Consider the following 16327-nt stretch of genomic DNA (forward strand, 5'->3'; position numbering starts at 1 on the left):
ATGGCGCGGATTCGGTGCGATCGGCGCCTCGGATCAGTCCACGAGGGATGCCGCGAACACGTGCGGGGTGAAGCCGGTGAGGTCTCCGATGCCCTCGCCCTGGCCCAGCAGCTTCACCGGGATTCCGGTGCGCTCCTGCACCGCGAGGACGAATCCGCCCTTGGCGGAGCCGTCGAGCTTCGTGATCACGAGACCCGTCACCCCGGCGTGCTCGAGGAACGCCTGGGCCTGCATGACGCCGTTCTGGCCGGTGGTGGCATCGAGCACGAGCAGCACCTCACTGATGGGCGCCTGCTTCTCGATGACCCGGCGGATCTTGCTGAGCTCGTCCATGAGCCCGCCTTTGGTGTGAAGGCGTCCGGCGGTGTCGACGAGGACGATCTCGGTGCCGGTGTTCTTGGCGTACTCGATCGTCTGGAAGGCGACGGATGCCGGATCCTGGCCCTCCTGCTGCGGCCGCACGATGGTCGCCCCGCCTCGCTCGGCCCAGGTGGCGAGCTGGTCGACGGCGGCCGCGCGGAACGTGTCTGCCGCGCCGACGACGACGGATCGCCCGTAGCGCTGCAGGAACTTGGCGAACTTGCCGATCGTGGTGGTCTTGCCGACGCCGTTCACGCCGACGACGAGCACGACGGCCGGCCGCTCGGTGAGACGCAGGGTGGTGTCGAACTTCGCGAAGTGCTCTTCGAGGGTCTCCTTCAGCATGCGCTGGAGGTCGCGCGGGTCGGTGGTGCGGAAGCGCTCGACCTTGTCGCGGAGCTCGTCGACGATCCGCTCGGTGATGTCGGGACCGAAGTCCGCCGTCAGCAGCGCCGTCTCGAGGTCTTCCCACGTGTTCTCGTCGATCGTGGGCTTGACGAACATGCCGCGCAGCGCGCGACCGAGCGACCAGGAGCTCTCTGCCATGGGTTAAACCCTATTGGCTCGCCGGGGCGGGCGAGCGACGGACGGATGCCGTCACGCGACGCGCTCGCCGACCCGCTGGCCGACCACGGCCGAGACGCCGTCCTGGCGCATCGAGACCCCGTACAGCGCGTCGGCGATCTCCATCGTGCGCTTCTGGTGCGTGATGACGATGAGCTGGCTGGACGCCCGCAGCTGTTCGAAGACGCCGAGCAGCCGCCCGAGGTTGGCATCGTCGAGGGCCGCCTCGACCTCGTCGAGGATGTAGAAGGGACTCGGCCGCGCCTTGAAGATCGCGGTGAGGAGCGCCACGGCCGCCAGGGAGCGCTCGCCGCCCGACAGGAGCGACAGCCGCTCGATCTTCTTGCCCACCGGCCGCACCGCGACCTCGATGCCCGTGGTGAGCGGTGCATCCGGGTCGGTCAGCGAGATCGACCCCGTGCCCCCGGGGAAGAGGATGGGGAAGACCTCGCCGAACGCGACCTTCGTGTCTTCGAACGCGGCGAGGAAGATCGACTGCATCCGCTCGTCGAGCTCCTCGATGATCGTCAGCAGGTCCTTGCGCGTCTGCGTGAGGTCGGCCAGCTGCTCCGTCATGAACTTGTGCCGCTGCTCGAGGGCCTCGAACTCTTCGAGAGCGAGCGGATTGACGCGACCGAGCTGCGCGAGCTTCCGCTCCGCCTCCTGCAGCCTCCGGCGCTGCGCCGCGCGGTCGTAGGGGACGGATGCCGCTTCCTGCCCGTCGCCCTCAGTCGGAGTGGCACCGGACCCCGCGGCCGGCACAGGCTGGTCAGGACCATATTCCGAAATGAGAATGTCTTCGTCGAGACTCAATTCGGACTGGACGCGTTCGAGCAGGCCGGTGACGTGAAGCCGCTTCTCGTGGATCTGGAGCTCGAGGCTGTGGACGCTCTCCGTGAGGCTCGCCAGCCGCTCGCGCACCGAGGACTCCTGAGCCCGCAGCTGACCGAGCTCGGCGCTGACAGCGGTGCGCTCGGCTTCGGCTGCGACGAGTTCCGCGCGCGCCTGCGCGAGGGAGCGGTCCACCGAGTCGATGACCGCGGGCAGCTGGCCGGCCACTCCGGCGGCGATCTCGCGCTGGGCGCGCCGGATCACGGCACGGCGCGCGGCTTCGGCGGCCGCCCCGCGCTCCCGTTCGCGCTGACGTTCCAGGGCGACGACGCGCGCTTCACCGGCGCGGATGCGCTCGCGCAGTGTCTCGACGTCGAGACGGGCGCGCATCTCGGCGTCACGCGCCTCTTCGAGCGCGGCGAGCATGCCCTCGCGGGCCGAGGCATCGAGGATCGGCCGCGGCGCTTCGAGCGCTGCCGTGAGCTGATCGTCCGCCGACCGCGCGGAGGCCTCGGCGTCTTCGACCGCTGCGGCCGCTTGCGCCACGCCGGCGGCGAGCCGGTCGCACTCCGCCACCGCTGCCTCGTGGCGGACGGTGGCGCGGTTGACCTGCTCGGCATGTGCGGCCAGGGCGGCGTCGTATTCGCGCAGCGTCGCGAGCGCGGTCTTCGTCCGGTGCCGGGCGGCCTCGAGCTCGCGGGTCGCGTCGCCCAACGCCTCCCGCAGTGAGCCGGCCACCACGGCGATCTCGTCGCGGCGCTCGGCTGCGGCATCCCGTTCCGCCGCCAGCTCCAGCCGCGATCGCGACGCCCCCGAGCCCGCCCGCAGCGAGGATCGGGTGTAGACCTCGCCGCGGCGCGTGACGACGGTGATCGGGCCACCCGACGCGGCGTCGGCCAGCGCCGCCCCCGCCGCGCGCGCGGTATCGAGATCGTCTGCCACGACCACGTACGAGAGCAGGCTGAGCACGCCTTCGGGCGCGGTCACGACCTCGCGGGCCGCCGTCACGCCCGCGATCTCCGGGAAGGTCGGCCGCATCGTCCCCGCGTCGGCGATGACGATGTCGACGAGGCCGGCGTCGGCCTCCCGTGCGGCATCCGCCAGGGCGAACGCGCTCGCGCGGTCGTCGACGAGCACACCCTCGGCGATCGGTCCGAGGACCGCGGCGATCGCGGCCTCGAAGCCCGCTCTCACCTGGACCGCGTCGCCCACCAGGCCACGGACACCGGCATGCTCGTCGGCGATCAGCGCCGAGGCGCCGTTCTTCACATCGAGCGCGCGGCTGAGGGCCGTCGTCTGCGCGGTCAGCGCCTCGCGCTCCCTCTCGGCGGCGTGGAGCCGCTCACGCAGCGACGCCGTCTCGGCCTCCGCCTCGGCGGCATCGCGCTGCGCCCGCTCGTAGGCCGCGGCCTGATCGGCCGACGATCCCTCGGGCACGAGGTCGGGGTCGACGCCGGCGAGGATCTCCTCGGCGTCGGCACGGCGTACGAGTGCGGCATCGAGCGCCCGCTGCTGCCGCTCGACCGCGCCACGCACCGCGGCCAGAGCGGAGGCCGCGGCCTCCGCGGTGCCGCGCAGCGCGGTGATGCGCATGTCGTGCTCCGACACCAGCGCACTCTGCGCCGCGATGTCGGTGTCGAGCGCATCGAGCTCGGCCCGCGCGCGCGTCACCTCGCGTGCGGCCTCGGCAGCGGCGTCCTGCGCGGCGCCGAGTCCGTCCGAGACCTCGTCGATCTCGCCGCGCGCCTCATCGATCATCGCCTGCGAGACCGTCGTCAGCTCGATGCGCCCCTCATCCTCGGCGTCGCCGAGCAGCGCCAGCCGCTGACCGGCCAGCGCGTACAGGCTGCGGAGTCGCTCCTGCACCCGCTCGAGCCCGTGCGCCACGCGACGCGCGCGGTCGACTGCCTCGGAACGCTGATCGCTCTCGAGCTGCTCGATCCGCACGCGGGCGTTGTCGAGCCGCTCCTGCAGCACCAGCCGCTCCGCGTGGCGCTCCTGCTCGCTCTGCGCGTGCGAGGCGAGCTCGGCGCGAAGCCCGACGAGCTCGTCCGCGAAGAGCCGCGCCTTGGCGTCGCGGACGACCGCGGCGATCGTGGCCGCCTCACGGGCGATCTCGGCCTGCCGTCCCAGCGGCTTGAGCTGCCGTCGGAGCTCGCCCGCCAGGTCGCTGAGGCGCGTGAGGTTCGTCTCCATCGCGTCGAGCTTGCGCAGCGTCTTCTCTTTGCGGCGACGGTGCTTGAGGATGCCGGCCGCCTCCTCGATGAACCCCCGACGGTCTTCCGGCGTCGCCTGCAGCACGCTGTCGAGGCGGCCCTGGCCGACGATGACGTGCATCTCGCGACCGAGACCGGAATCGCTCAGGAGCTCCTGCACATCCAGCAGGCGACACGGCTCGCCGTTGATGGCGTACTCGCTCGTGCCGTTGCGGAAAAGCGTGCGCGAGATCGTCACCTCGGAGTACTCGATCGGAAGCGCGCCGTCGCTGTTGTCGATCGTGAGCTGCACCTCCGCGCGACCGAGCGGGCCGCGGGTGGCGGTGCCGGCGAAGATGACGTCCTCCATCTTGCCGCCGCGGAGAGTCTTGGCGCCCTGCTCCCCCATGACCCAGGCGAGCGCGTCGACGACATTGGACTTGCCCGAGCCGTTCGGACCGACGATGCAGGTGACACCCGGCTCGAGGGCGAAGGTCGTCGGCTGGGCGAACGACTTGAACCCTTTGAGCGTCAGGCTCTTCAGGTGCATGGCACGCCCCCACCCCGGCTCGTTTACCCGCCTACGCTACCGGAGCGGGACGCCGATACCGGGCCGACGGGCCGGGCCGACGCGATCGCGACACGCCATGAGATCACCGAATCTGCGAGAAAGCTTGACGCGGGTATCCCGGGCACGCTAGCGTCACTCTCTGCGTCTGAAGTCGAGAAAGGAGGTCCCCCGATGATGCTGATGAATCCCACTGGAATCGCCGCCCGTGATGGCGGAGCGATTCGTGCCGTCGCGTCGGGGACCGTCTCCTTCGGCGCTGTGCTGAGCGGCCGCTTCCCCGCCGCCATCTGATCCCCGCAGGGGCCGAGTCTGCCCGCTTCCGGGCGCGACCTGTCTGCTGCGCCGCACCCGCATCGCGGTGCTGAGCGCGCTCCCCCTGCATCTCCGACCCGTCGTGCTGCGGCACGGCATCTCCGCCTCCGGCGCTCGCCCGAGGCATCCTTCCCACACGAAAGAGCAATCATGAACACTCTGCACGCGCCGCAGCGCCCCTCGGGCCTTCCCGATACGCTGCGGCTCCCGAGCCGCGACGACCGCATCTCGCTCCTCGACCGCCTGGCCCTGCATGTCGGCCTCCGGCTGCTTCTGTGGAGCGCACAGCGCACGCGGTTCGCCGACGATCGCCACCGGCACGCTTCGGCCTACCGGCAGCAGCAGGAGGAGGAGGCCCGCAGGCTGGCCTACCTCCGCGGGGTCCTCCTCGCGCACCCGCTGTGACAGTCCTCGGGTCCGCCGCCCCTCAGTGGGCGGCGGACCCACCCCTTGACACGACCCACATCCACTCGCAACGCAAGGACGCACCGAAAATGACCACCATCACCGGAATCGAGTTCCGGCCGCTCGCCGTACCGGCCACCATCGACGACCCCGACGCCGCCGACTTCGTCGAGATGACGCGCGTGCGCAACGAGATCTACCGCGAGATCTCCGGACACGACGACAACACCATGACCGCGGACGAACTGCTCCCCCACTACCAGCCCAGCGACTACGAGACACGACTGGCCTGGGTGGTCTTCGACGACGACAGGATGATCGGCCGCGTCGGCGTAGACCTCCCGCACGAGTCCGACTCGAAGGGCGCGTTCTGGCTCGTCGAGCTGCTGCGCGAGACCTGGGGACGCGGCATCGGCTCCGCCGCCTACGAGCTCGTCGAGCGCACGGCGCGTGAGCACGGGCGCACGGTGCTGCAGTCGATGGCCGAGCACCCGGCGGCGCCCGGTCCGCACCTCGCTCCGCCGACCGGCTTCGGCGAGATCCCTGAGGATCACATCGCCCGCTTCTACCTCCGCCACGGCTACATGCTCGAGCAGGTGGAGCGCAACAGCGCGTTCGACCTCAAGGGCTCGTTCGACCTCGTCGAACGCCTTCTCGCCGACGCGAAAGCCGCCTCGCCGCAGTACCGCGTCGTGCAGTGGGTCGCTCCGACGCCCGAGCAGTTCGTCGACGGGTACGCCTGGATGAAGTCGCGCATGTCGACGGACACGCCGTCGGCGGCTCTCGAGTTCGACGAGGAGACCTGGGACGCCGCCCGCATCGCCGAGCACGACGCCCGCTACACGTCGTCGGGCCGCACGCTCCAGGTCACCGCGGCGCAGCACATCGAGAGCGGCGAGCTGTGCGCCTTCAATGAGCTCGTGATCGGCAAGGACCGCTCCGCGACCAGCCACCAGGAGGACACCCTGGTCCTCAAAGAGCACCGCGGGCACCGGCTGGGCACGCTGGTCAAGTGCGCGGGGCTCCTGTCCTGGCGCGACGTGGCCCCCGACTCGGATCGAGTCGTCACCTACAACGCAGAGGAGAACAGGCCCATGCTGGACATCAACGAGGCGATCGGCTTCGCTCCGATCGCGTACGTCGGCGCATGGAAGAAGGTGCTCGATGACTGACGTGGCCGAAACCACCGCGCAGGCCCCGCCGCTGACGATCGAGAGGATCCCGGTTCCGGAGTCGACGGACGCCGGCGACGCGCGCCTGTTCCTCGAGATGGTGCGGATCGCCAATGCGGTATGCCTGCACGACGCGGGACACGACTACCTCCACGAAGAGCCGGACGAGATGCTCGGCTCCTGGCAGGACCAGACCGACTGGACCCAGCTCGGCTTCGCCGCCCTCCGTGGCGACGAGATGCTCGGGGCCGTCAAGCTCATGATCTCGACCGAGGCCGACGCGAGCACGGTGGAATTCGACTTGATGGTCGATCCGCCGCACCGCGCAGAAGGCGTCGAGGAGCTTCTCCTCGCGGAGGTCGAGCGAGAGGCGCGTGAGCGCCGACTGGCCACGATCCAGACGTGGACGCTGCACCGGCCGGACGCCGGCGGCGAGCGTCTCGCGCCGTCGACGGCGTGGGGCTCGATCCCTGCATCGGACCCGCAGACGCGGTTCCAGCTCGCGAACGGATTCACCCTGGAGCAGGTCGAGCGCAACAGCGTGTTCGACCTGACGGGAGACTTCTCGCTGGTGGAGCGCATGCACGCCGACGCCCTGGCAGCAGCAGGCGACGAGTACCGGTCGGTCACCTGGACCTCGCCCACACCGCCCGAATACGTCGACGGATTCGCCTATGCGCTGTCGCGCATGTCGACCGATGTGCCTGCGGGTGGCTTGGTGATCGACGAGCAGCACTGGGATGCCGCCCGTGTCACACGTCGCGACGCGCGACTGCAGGCGCAGGGGCTGACCGTCTCGGTGGCGGTGGTGGTGCATGTGCCGACCGGCCGGGTCGCCGCCTACAACGAGCTGGCCATCGCCGAGGATCACAGCGGCGCGACACAGCAGTTCGGGACGCTGGTGGTCAAGGAGCACCGGGGGCACCGCCTGGGCACGATCGTCAAGTGCGCGAACCTGCTCCGCTGGCGCGAACTCGTGCCCGAATCGCCTCGGGTTTCGACGTTCAACGCGGAGGAGAACCGCCACATGCTCGACATCAACGAGACGATCGGCTTCGTCCCCGCCTCGTACGCGGGCGCGTGGAAGAAGGTGCTCGACCTCTGATCGTCGCGCGATCAGGTCGTTCGATGCCGCGGCGCTCGCTGACAGTGGGCGCAGAAGTGGCTCGAGCGGTTCGTGAACGACACGCGCACGATGGGACGGCCGCATCGGGGACACGGCTCCCCGGTGCGGCCGTACGCGTTGAGCGAGTGCGCGAAGTAGCCGGCCTGCCCGTTGACGTTGACGTACTGCGCGTCGAAGCTGGTGCCGCCCTCGGCGAGAGCCTTGTCGAGCACGTGACGCACCTCGGCGAGCAGACGGTTCACCGCACGCGTCGAAAGCGCCCGCGCGGACGTCTCGGGATGGATGCGCGCGGCCCAGAGCGACTCGTCGGCGTAGATGTTGCCGACGCCGCTCACGACCGTCTGGTCGAGGAGCACCCGCTTGATCGCCGACTCCTTGCGCGCGAGGGCGCGCCGGAATCCTACGTCGGAGAAGGCCGGATCCAGCGGGTCGCGCGCGATGTGCGCCACCTGGGAGGGGACGGATGCCTCGCCCCACCCGTATCCGCCGGGCGCGCCGTCGGGCGTGGTCACGAGCGAGTCGATGGCGAGAGAGCCGAAGGTGCGCTGGTCGGCGAAGACCACCGAGAGCTCGCCGTGGACCGGGTGCGCCAGGTCGAACCGCACGCGCTCATGCCGCTCCGGGGCGGCGCCCGGCGGACGCAGGAGCATCTGCCCGCTCATGCCGAGGTGCCCGACGACGGCTTCTTCGGCCGGTCCGTCGCCGACGCGGGGCTGCAGCGGGAGCCACAGGAACTTCCCCCGCCGGGCCGCGGCGCTCACCACGCGTCCCGTCAGCCTGGTTTCGAAGTCGGCGCCGTCGCCGAGGTGTCGCGTCAGCGCGCGCTCGTCGGTCGCGGTGACGCCGAGGACCAGGGCGCCGGTGACGGCAGGGGCGAGGCCGGCGCGGACGACCTCGACCTCGGGAAGCTCAGGCACGTCCGCTGAGTTCGCGCCACGCGGTGAGCGCGGCGGCCATCTCGGCGTGCTTCTTGCTGGTGCCGGCGCCTTCGGCGGTGAGGTCGCCGACCGTCACTGTCGCGGTGAAGCGCCGGTCGTGGTCGGGTCCGGTGGAGGTGACGGAGTAGGCCGGCGGCAGCAGCGCTCCGCGCGCGGCGAGCTCCTGCAGCGCCGTCTTCGGATCCATCGCCGCGCCGTAGCGCTCGGGGTCGGCGAGGAGGGGCTCGACGAGCCGCAGCACCAGGCCGGTGGCGGCATCCGCTCCTGACGCGAGGTAGGTCGCCCCGAAGATCGCCTCCATCGTGTCGGCGAGGATCGAGTCCTTGTCGCGCCCACCCGTGAGGATCTCGCCGCGGCCGAGCAGCAGGTGCTCCCCGAGGCCGATTCCCCGCGCGATCTCGGCCAGCGCGACCGTCGAGACGACGCTGGCACGCCGCTTCGCGAGCGCGCCCTCTTCGAGCTCGGGGTGACCGGTGAACAGGCGCACCGTGACGGCGAGCCCGAGGACGGAGTCGCCGAGGAACTCGAGACGCTCGTTGTGCGGCACCTGGCCGTTCTCGTACGCCCAGGAACGGTGGGTGAGCGCCAGCGACAGAAGCTCGGGGTCGATATCGACTCCGAGCTTCTGTGTGAGGTCTGCGAGCGGAATGCGCTCGGCAGCGACGTCGGTCACGTCAGGTGCGCGACGATCAGACGTCGGCGACCTTGCGGCCCTTGTACTCGAGGAACAGCTCAGTGCCCTGCGAGTCGGTGACGACCTTCGCCTGGTGCGGACGGCTGTAGACGACCTTGCCGTTCTCGACGGTCTTGACGAGGGCGGGCGCCTCGGCCTTCCACTGCGCGCGACGCGAGCGCGTATTGGAACGGGAGACCTTCCGCTTCGGGGGGTTGCCTGCCATGGCTTGCTCTTCTCTGTGTTCTCGACGCGGTCAGCCGCGGGAGCGCGGTGATTCGTCGTCGTTGGTCGTGGTGAAGTCCTGGAGCGCAGCCCATCGTGGATCGAGAGGCTCGCTCTGCTGCGATCCGGCGTTCTCGGTCAGCCGCTCGCCCGTGGCCGGATCGAGGCCGGGGCAATCCGGCTGACACACCGGCTGAAATGGAAGCGACAGGACGACCGCTTCCCTGACCAGAGTTTCAAGATCCACGTGGTCGTCTTGAACCTCGAAGTCAGCTTCGTCCTCCCCAGGATACGCGAAAAGCTCCTGAAACTCGACTTCGACCCGCTCGGCGATGTCGGTGAGGCAGCGGCTGCAGATGCCGGTGTACTCGGTGTCGACCTCGCCGGAGGCCAGAATCCCCTCGTGCACCGATTCGAGTCGCACGTCGATCGCGACCGGCTCGCCCTCCGGGACGGCTACGAGACCCTCGCCCCACTTGTCGGGAGCGGGCATGTCGATGGTGTGCTCGCGCATCTCGCCGGGACGGTGGACGATGTCGCGGACCGGGAGGACGAAGGGACCCGTCACATTCTTTCTGACCACGACTCCAGCCTAGCCGCGGCCGGCGGGGCCGGGCTTCGAGGGCGGCTCAGATGCCGCGCGCGCCGGTGTCGAGGAAGCGGGCGACGGCCGGCGGGACGAACGGCGAGACGTCGCCGCCCAGTGAGGCCACCTGGCGCACCAGCGAGCTCGACACGAGCGCGTGCGCCGGGTCGGGAAGCAGGAACACCGTCTCCACATGCGCGAGGTGACGGTTGACGATCGCCATGGGCGTCTCGTAGGCGACGTCGACCTGCGAGCGGATGCCCTTCACGAGCACGGAGGCCCCGACGTCCGTCGCGTAGTCCACCAGCAGACCCACGCTCCACGAGGCGACGATGACCTCGCCGTCGATGTCGGTCTCGGCGATCGACTGCTCGAGGAGCGCCTGACGCTGCGCGATCGGCAGCATCGCCTCCTTGCCGGGGTTGTGGACCACGAGCACGTGGAGCTGGTCGTACAGCGACGCCGCGCGCCGGATCACGTCGAGATGACCGAGGGTCGGCGGATCGAACGATCCCGGGACGACGGCGATCCGGCTGCTCATGCCGACCAGCCTAGTGGCCGCCGCAGCACCGTCCCGCCGCCTCAGTTCTTCGCGAGCGCCGCGCGCTCGGCCATGCTGACGTTCCGCTCGAGGGCCGCGGCCAGGCCGGGGTGCCGCAGCAGAGCGGGATCGTCGGCGAGCAGCTGCTCGGCGGCGACGCGCGCCTCGGAGATGATGTCGGCGTCCTTCACGACCCGCAGCAGCCGCAGCGACGACCGGGCGCCGGACTGCGCGTCGCCGAGCACGTCGCCCTCGCCGCGCAGCTCGAGGTCGACCTCCGCCAGCGCGAAGCCGTCGAGGGTCGAGGCGACGGCATCCACCCGCTCCCGCGCGGGCGTCCCGAGCGGCGCCTCCGTCACGAGCAGGCACAGGCCGGGCACCCCGCCGCGGCCGACGCGTCCCCGCAGCTGATGCAGCTGCGACACGCCGAAGCGGTCGGCCTCGAGGATCGCCATGGTGGACGCGTTCGGCACATCGACGCCCACCTCGACGACGGTGGTCGCCACGAGCACGTCGACGTCGCCGCGGGCGAAGGCCTGCATCACGGCATCCTTCTCGTCCGACGGCATCTTCCCGTGCAGGATCTCGACCCGGATGCCGGAGAACGACGGATGCCGCGACAGCAGCTCCGCGACCTGCACGACGCCCCAGCGGGTACGGCTGGCCTCGCCGCCGGTGTCGCCGGCCGGTTCGTCCGCGGTGTCGTCCTTCGTGAGCTTCTCCGCGTCGATCGCGGCGCAGACGACGAACGCCTGACGGCCCTGAGCCACCTCTTCGGCGATGCGCTCCCACACGCGCCCGAACCAGCTCGAGCGCTCCGCCAGCGGCGCGACGTAGGTCTCGATGCCGGCGCGCCCAGCCGGCATCGTGCGGATCGTGGAGACGTCCAGATCGCCGAACACGGTCATCGCCACCGTGCGCGGGATCGGCGTCGCCGTCAGCACCAGCGCGTGCGGCGAGGAACCCTTGGCGCGGAGCGACTCCCGCTGCTCGACGCCGAAGCGGTGCTGTTCGTCGACCACGACCAATCCGAGATCGGCGAAGGTCGTGCTCTCGCTCAGGAGGGCGTGCGTGCCGACGACGATGAGCGCCTGCCCCGACGCTGCCCGCAGCGCCGCCTTTCGGCGCTCGGCCGCGGGAAGCTGCCCGGTGAGGAGCGTCGGCATGAGCTCCGGCGCCAGCTGCGGCCCGAGCATGCGGGCGATCGAGCGCACGTGCTGCGCGGCGAGCACCTCGGTGGGCGCGATGAGCGCCGACTGGCCACCGGACTGCGCGACCTGAAGCATCGCACGGAGCGCGACCAGCGTCTTTCCCGAGCCGACCTCGCCCTGGACGAGGCGGTTCATGGGCCAGTCCCCCTCGAGGTCGCGCGCGACGTCGTCGCCGACTGAGATCTGGTCGGGCGTGCGCGGGAACGGAAGCGCCGCGTCGAACCGCTCGAGCAGCGAGCCCGGTGGGCGCTTCGTCGCCGACAGGGCCCGGACGAACTGCCGCTGCTGCAGGAGCGCCACCTGGAGGACGAATGCCTCCTGCATGCGCAGCGTCGCCCGTGCCGGCTCGATCTGGCTGAAGTCGGTCGGGCGGTGGATGTGCTCGACCGCCGTGCGGGCGTCGATGAGGCCGTAGCGTGCGCGCAGCTCTTCCGTGAGCGGCTCGGGGATCTCGCCGAGGCCGTCCAGGACCAGCTCCACCGTCTTCTGCAGCTGCCAGCTGGCGACCGTGCTCGTCGCCGGATAGATCGGGATGGGCAGGTTGGCGTTGGCCTGCACCTTCATCCGCGCGGTGTCCGCGTCTTCGAAGAGCTCGTAGTCGGGGTGGGCGAGCTGCTGCACGCCCTTGTAGATCCCCACCTTGCCCGCGAAGATTCCCTGTCTGCCGGGCTGCAGGTCGCGAACGCGCCACGACTGGTTGAAGAACGTCAGCGACATCTCGCCGTTGCCGTCGCTGATCACGACCTCGAGCAGCGACCCGTTGCGGTTCTTCATGCGTCGTTCGCTGACGCGGCGGACCTCGGCGACGATCGTCACCGGCTCGCCGAGCGGCAGCGTCGAGATCGGTGTCAGCTCGCCGTGGCGGGCGTAGCGACGGGGATAGTGGACGAGCAGGTCGCCGACCGTGGTCATCCCGAAGGCGCGCTCGAGTGCGGACGCCGTCTTGCCGCCGATCGCGCCGCCGAGGCTCGAGTCGAGGGTGAAGGAGGCCACGCCATGAGTCTAGGTTCGCCCGGCGACGTCTCGCGCGCCGCCCACGAGGTGCATGGCGATCGGCCGGCGGCGTCCCGGCCGGCGCGCCCGGCACGACCGATATCGTGAAGGAGTGACGCGCATCATCGCCGGCCGTGCGGGCTCCCTCTCGCTCGATGTCCCCGACGCCGGCACCCGCCCCACCAGCGATCGCGTCCGGGAGTCGCTGTTCGGCGCGCTCGAGTCCTCCGACGCTCTCCGCGGCGCGGCGGTGCTGGATCTCTACGCCGGCTCCGGTGCCCTCGCCCTCGAGGCGGTCAGCCGCGGTGCGGCCTCCGCCGACCTCGTCGAGAAGTCCCCCAAGGCGGCGACCGTCGCACAGCGCAACGCCGCCCGCGTCACCAAAGCCGTGGGGACCGACGCGGTGATCCGCGTGCATCGCTCGTCGGCCGACGCGTTCCTGCGGGCCGCGAGAGGGCCGTTCGACCTGGTGTTCCTCGATCCGCCCTACGACGTCGGCGAGACCGAGCTCGCCTCGACGCTCGCGCTGCTGGTGCCTCTCCTCGGCCCAGGCGCGGACGTCGTCATCGAACGCGCCTCGCGCTCCCCCGAGCCCTCGCTGCCCGACGGCCTCACGGCCACGCGCGGGAAGCGCTACGGCGACACCGCGCTGTGGTGGGCGACCACGTCGGACTGAGCCGGATCCCCCTCCCACACCTCGGTGCCGTCGAAGCCCACATCGCGCGTGACGCGAAGGTGCCCGCTGCCGTCGAGCACCAGCCGGAAGGTCGACGCGTCCTGCAGCAGTCGCACGTCCGCCGTGAACGTCTCGCCTTTCCAGCCGCCCGAGATCGCCACCTGATCGCCGTACCAGAACCGATCGACCGACGGGTCCTCGGGGAACTCCCCGATCGACCACGAGTCCGGGACGCAGCGGAGCTGCCGGCCGTCGATCTCGACCACCCCTTCCGCCACGCGCAGCGACCGGATCACGCCGTCGTACTCGTACGCGACCGACTGTGGGCGGAGCTCTCCGCCCACTGCCGGGACGGGCGTGGGCAGGTCCACCGCCGCCGCCGGCGCCGGCGCCGGCGCCGGCAAGTCGAACGCGGGCAGCAGGAACTCCCAGATCGCGTCCAGGGGCTGCTGCATGTCGGGCAGCCCTCCGGTGATCGCGACCACCGCGTCGTGTTCCGGGAGGACGACGACGTATTGGCCGAACGCGCCGTCGCCGCGGTAGGCGCCGTGGCGGCACCTCCAGAACTGGAAGCCGTAGCCCTGGTTCCAGTCCCGGTCGCCCGGCTCGTTGGCGACCTGCTTGCTGGTCGCCTGGTCGATCCACTCGGCGGGCACGAGTCTGCGCCCCCGCCAGACACCCCCGTCGAGGAGCAGCTGGCCGAAAGCTGCCAGCTCCTCCGGCCGGATGAACAGGCCGAACCCGCCCGCGTCGACGCCGGCCGGGCTCTGCTGCCAGAGCGGGTCTCGGAAGCCCAGCGGGTCGAACAGACGCGGGCGGAGATAGTCGAGCAGTCGCTGTCCGGTCCGCACCTGCACGATCTGCGACAGCACGTGCGTCGCGGGGGTGTTGTAGAGCCAGTGCGTCCCCGGCTCGTACGGCAGATCGGCCGCGAGGGCGGCACGCACCCAGTCCCCCTCCCACAGCGGCGGCTCCTCGCTGTGGCCGGTGGTCATCGTGAGCAGGTGGCGCACGCGCAGCGCGCGCAGGTGCTCGGAAGGATGCTCGGGAGCGAATTCGGGGATCAGATCGACGACGCGGTCGTCCACCGCGAGCAGGCCTTCCGAGACGGCGAGCCCGACGGCGATGGACGTGAAGCTCTTGCTCACCGAGTACATCGCTGTCGGCAGCTCCCGCTGATAGGGCGCCCAGGTCGCCTCGGCGATGACGTGGCCGTGTCGCACCACGGTCAGCGTGTGGAGCTGGTCGATCCCGTCCAGGGCGGAGATCAGCCGCGAGATCGCCGCAGCCGGCACGGACTGGAGCTCGGGCGTCGAGCGGGGAAGCAGGTGGGTCACCGTGTCACCGTAGCGTTCTCCCGCGACATCGCGGGAGGTCGCCGCCGATCCGGCGCCTCAGCCCGTGCCCGCGTCCCAGTCCCGGTATGGATCCCAGCCGCCTCGTCCCTCGAACGGCCGACCGTCGACCAGCACGGGCTCGTCACCCTGGGGCCGCACCAGGCCGACGCGTTCGAACCCGTGCGGCAGCACGCGATCGGGCGGGAAGGTCGCCAGCAGCGCATGGTCCTCGCCGCCGGCGAGGGCGGAAGCGGGGTCGCGGCCGAGGAGCGGCGACTCGAGGGCGACGGTGACGCCCGACGCCGCCGCCAACCGGGAGGCGTCGAGCACGAGCCCGTCCGACACGTCCATCATCGCGGTCGCTCCGGCGTCCGCCGCCTCGGGGCCGAGCCACACCGGCGGGGACGGCCGCAGCTGCGCCGCCAGGTCGGCGAGCTCCTCCGCCCCCAGCACGCTCTCGTCGACCGGGATCGGCCGGCCCTCGGCATCCGTGAACCGCTCGAACAGGGTCCGCAGACCGCGCGCGGCGCGTCCGAGTTCCCCTGCGACCGCGACGATGTCACCGGCCGCAGCACCTGACCGCAGCACGGGCGGACGGCCCGCGAGAGCGCCCAGCGCCGTCACGGCGACGGTGAGCGTATCGGAGACGGTGAGGTCGCCGCCCTCGACGCGACAGCCGGGGGCCAGATCGCGGCACGCCGCGCGCAGGCCGTCGGCGAGGCCGGTGACGAATGACAGCCGCGTCGCGTCCGGCATGGCGAGAGCGACGAGGAGCGCGGTGGGCGTGGCGCCCATCGCGGCGACGTCGGCGAGGTTCACCGCGGCGGATTTGTAGCCGAGGTCGAATGCGCTCGACCACGCCACGCGGAAATCCGGACCGTGCACGAGCGTGTCGACGGTCGCGACCACCCGGCCGTCGGCGGCCGCGATGACGGCGGCATCGTCGCCCGGCCCCACCAGCGCGTTCGACTCGCCGAGCCGCTCGAGGATCCGCCGCAGGATGCGTCCCTCGCTGAGCTCGCCCACCGTCGGATCCCTGCGCTCGTCGACCACACGACCACGCTACCGTCGCCGACGGGAGCGACCGCGCCGCCGGGTTAGCCTGGAACGGTGCGTGTTCCTTCCCTCCTGGTCGCCCTCGGGCTCGTCGCGGTCGCGGCGGCCGGCCTGACGGGCTGCAGCCAGACGGTCGATCTCGACCCGGCACCCGAGGCGAATGCGGCGCTGTGCGCGGAGGTGACGTCGAACCTTCCCGGCAGCGTCAGCGGGCAGCCGCGGCGGTGGACCGACGCGCAGGCGACCGGCGCGTGGGGCGAGCCGTCGAAGGTGCTGCTCACGTGCGGCGTCGAGCCGCCCGGGCCGACGACGCTCCGCTGTGAAGAGGTGGCAGGCGTGGACTGGATCATCGACGACAGCGACGCCCCACGGTTCCGCGTCACGACCTTCGGACGCACTCCCGCCGTCGAGATCTACCTCGACACCACGGCCGACGACGAGGGGAACGGCGTGTCGAGCCGCGACGTGCTCGACGCGCTGTCGCCCATCGTGAGCGTGCTCCCCGTCGACGGCCGGTGCCTGCCTCGCGAAGAGGCGACGCCCGCTCCGTGACGG

15 protein-coding genes are annotated in these 16327 nt (G+C 71.2%); 5 read left to right on the forward strand and 10 right to left on the reverse strand.

Annotated elements, in window-relative coordinates:
- Window positions 1-33 precede the first annotated feature (33 nt).
- Together ftsY and smc are read right to left on the reverse strand one after the other, a co-directional pair.
- A complete protein-coding gene (ftsY, locus tag IM770_RS03310; RefSeq protein WP_203579666.1) occupies window positions 34-906 on the reverse strand; it encodes a signal recognition particle-docking protein FtsY in 873 nt (290 codons plus the stop codon).
- Window positions 907-957: 51 nt separating this feature from the next.
- Window positions 958-4500, reverse strand: coding sequence for a chromosome segregation protein SMC (smc, locus tag IM770_RS03315; RefSeq protein ID WP_203579667.1), 3543 nt, complete (start codon window positions 4498-4500; stop codon window positions 958-960).
- Between the two features lie 483 nt (window positions 4501-4983).
- Here smc and IM770_RS03320 point away from each other — a divergent pair, with 483 nt between their 5' ends.
- From IM770_RS03320 to IM770_RS03330, 3 genes are all read left to right on the forward strand, one after another.
- Entirely contained in the window at window positions 4984-5238 is a 255-nt protein-coding gene (locus IM770_RS03320; protein ID WP_203579668.1) for a hypothetical protein, read from the forward strand.
- Window positions 5239-5327: 89 nt separating this feature from the next.
- A complete protein-coding gene (locus IM770_RS03325) occupies window positions 5328-6410 on the forward strand; it encodes a GNAT family N-acetyltransferase (RefSeq protein WP_203579669.1) in 1083 nt (360 codons plus the stop codon).
- Complete coding sequence (locus tag IM770_RS03330) at window positions 6403-7515, forward strand: GNAT family N-acetyltransferase (protein WP_203579670.1); 1113 nt, start codon at window positions 6403-6405, stop codon at window positions 7513-7515. Before IM770_RS03325 ends, IM770_RS03330 begins: the two co-directional genes overlap by 8 nt.
- A gap of 11 nt (window positions 7516-7526) precedes the next feature.
- On the opposite strand, the gene mutM is transcribed toward IM770_RS03330, so the two are convergent.
- The 6 genes from mutM to IM770_RS03360 all read right to left on the reverse strand — a co-directional run bounded on the left by mutM (window position 7527) and on the right by IM770_RS03360 (window position 12703).
- Window positions 7527-8453, reverse strand: a complete 927-nt coding sequence (gene mutM / locus IM770_RS03335; protein WP_203579671.1) for a bifunctional DNA-formamidopyrimidine glycosylase/DNA-(apurinic or apyrimidinic site) lyase — start codon at window positions 8451-8453, stop codon at window positions 7527-7529.
- Window positions 8446-9147 (reverse strand): ribonuclease III, encoded by a 702-nt coding sequence (gene rnc / locus IM770_RS03340; RefSeq protein ID WP_203579672.1) that lies wholly within the window; start codon window positions 9145-9147, stop codon window positions 8446-8448. Before rnc ends, mutM begins: the two co-directional genes overlap by 8 nt.
- Window positions 9148-9163: 16 nt before the next feature.
- Window positions 9164-9373, reverse strand: a complete 210-nt coding sequence (rpmF, locus tag IM770_RS03345; protein WP_050721097.1) for a 50S ribosomal protein L32 — start codon at window positions 9371-9373, stop codon at window positions 9164-9166.
- 30 nt (window positions 9374-9403) lie between these two features.
- Window positions 9404-9886: a YceD family protein gene (locus IM770_RS03350; protein ID WP_239065615.1), complete on the reverse strand. Its 483-nt coding sequence runs from the start codon at window positions 9884-9886 to the stop codon at window positions 9404-9406.
- Between the two features lie 115 nt (window positions 9887-10001).
- Window positions 10002-10499 carry a pantetheine-phosphate adenylyltransferase gene (gene coaD, locus IM770_RS03355; RefSeq protein ID WP_203579673.1) on the reverse strand — a complete coding sequence of 166 codons (498 nt, stop codon included), beginning with the start codon at window positions 10497-10499 and terminating at the stop codon, window positions 10002-10004.
- Between the two features lie 41 nt (window positions 10500-10540).
- The gene (locus tag IM770_RS03360; RefSeq protein ID WP_203579674.1) at window positions 10541-12703 is read right to left on the reverse strand and encodes an ATP-dependent DNA helicase RecG; all 2163 of its coding nucleotides are present in this window, start codon (window positions 12701-12703) and stop codon (window positions 10541-10543) included.
- A gap of 112 nt (window positions 12704-12815) precedes the next feature.
- Here IM770_RS03360 and rsmD point away from each other — a divergent pair, with 112 nt between their 5' ends.
- The gene (gene rsmD / locus IM770_RS03365) at window positions 12816-13379 is read left to right on the forward strand and encodes a 16S rRNA (guanine(966)-N(2))-methyltransferase RsmD (protein WP_203579675.1); all 564 of its coding nucleotides are present in this window, start codon (window positions 12816-12818) and stop codon (window positions 13377-13379) included.
- Here rsmD and IM770_RS03370 read toward each other — a convergent pair.
- Window positions 13337-14716: a serine hydrolase domain-containing protein gene (locus IM770_RS03370; protein WP_203579676.1), complete on the reverse strand. Its 1380-nt coding sequence runs from the start codon at window positions 14714-14716 to the stop codon at window positions 13337-13339. The genes rsmD and IM770_RS03370 overlap by 43 nt on opposite strands.
- Window positions 14717-14773: 57 nt before the next feature.
- Window positions 14774-15769: a thiamine-phosphate kinase gene (gene thiL, locus IM770_RS03375; RefSeq protein WP_203579677.1), complete on the reverse strand. Its 996-nt coding sequence runs from the start codon at window positions 15767-15769 to the stop codon at window positions 14774-14776.
- Window positions 15770-15826: 57 nt separating this feature from the next.
- Here thiL and IM770_RS03380 point away from each other — a divergent pair, with 57 nt between their 5' ends.
- A complete protein-coding gene (locus IM770_RS03380; RefSeq protein WP_203579678.1) occupies window positions 15827-16324 on the forward strand; it encodes a DUF3515 family protein in 498 nt (165 codons plus the stop codon).
- Window positions 16325-16327 lie beyond the last annotated feature (3 nt).

This window comes from Microbacterium hibisci, assembly GCF_015278255.1.
GTDB classification, from domain to species: domain Bacteria; phylum Actinomycetota; class Actinomycetes; order Actinomycetales; family Microbacteriaceae; genus Microbacterium; species Microbacterium hibisci.

What these genes read in the sequence shown, in the direction of transcription:
- ftsY (WP_203579666.1), bottom strand. Translation starts at nt 906, where the DNA reads ATGGCAGAGAGCTCCTGGTCGCTCGGTCGCGCGCTGCGCGGCATGTTC.
- smc (WP_203579667.1), bottom strand. Translation starts at nt 4,500, where the DNA reads ATGCACCTGAAGAGCCTGACGCTCAAAGGGTTCAAGTCGTTCGCCCAG.
- IM770_RS03320 (WP_203579668.1), top strand. Translation starts at nt 4,984, where the DNA reads ATGAACACTCTGCACGCGCCGCAGCGCCCCTCGGGCCTTCCCGATACG.
- IM770_RS03325 (WP_203579669.1), top strand. Translation starts at nt 5,328, where the DNA reads ATGACCACCATCACCGGAATCGAGTTCCGGCCGCTCGCCGTACCGGCC.
- IM770_RS03330 (WP_203579670.1), top strand. Translation starts at nt 6,403, where the DNA reads ATGACTGACGTGGCCGAAACCACCGCGCAGGCCCCGCCGCTGACGATC.
- rpmF (WP_050721097.1), bottom strand. Translation starts at nt 9,373, where the DNA reads ATGGCAGGCAACCCCCCGAAGCGGAAGGTCTCCCGTTCCAATACGCGC.
- IM770_RS03350 (WP_239065615.1), bottom strand. Translation starts at nt 9,886, where the DNA reads ATGCGCGAGCACACCATCGACATGCCCGCTCCCGACAAGTGGGGCGAG.
- coaD (WP_203579673.1), bottom strand. Translation starts at nt 10,499, where the DNA reads ATGAGCAGCCGGATCGCCGTCGTCCCGGGATCGTTCGATCCGCCGACC.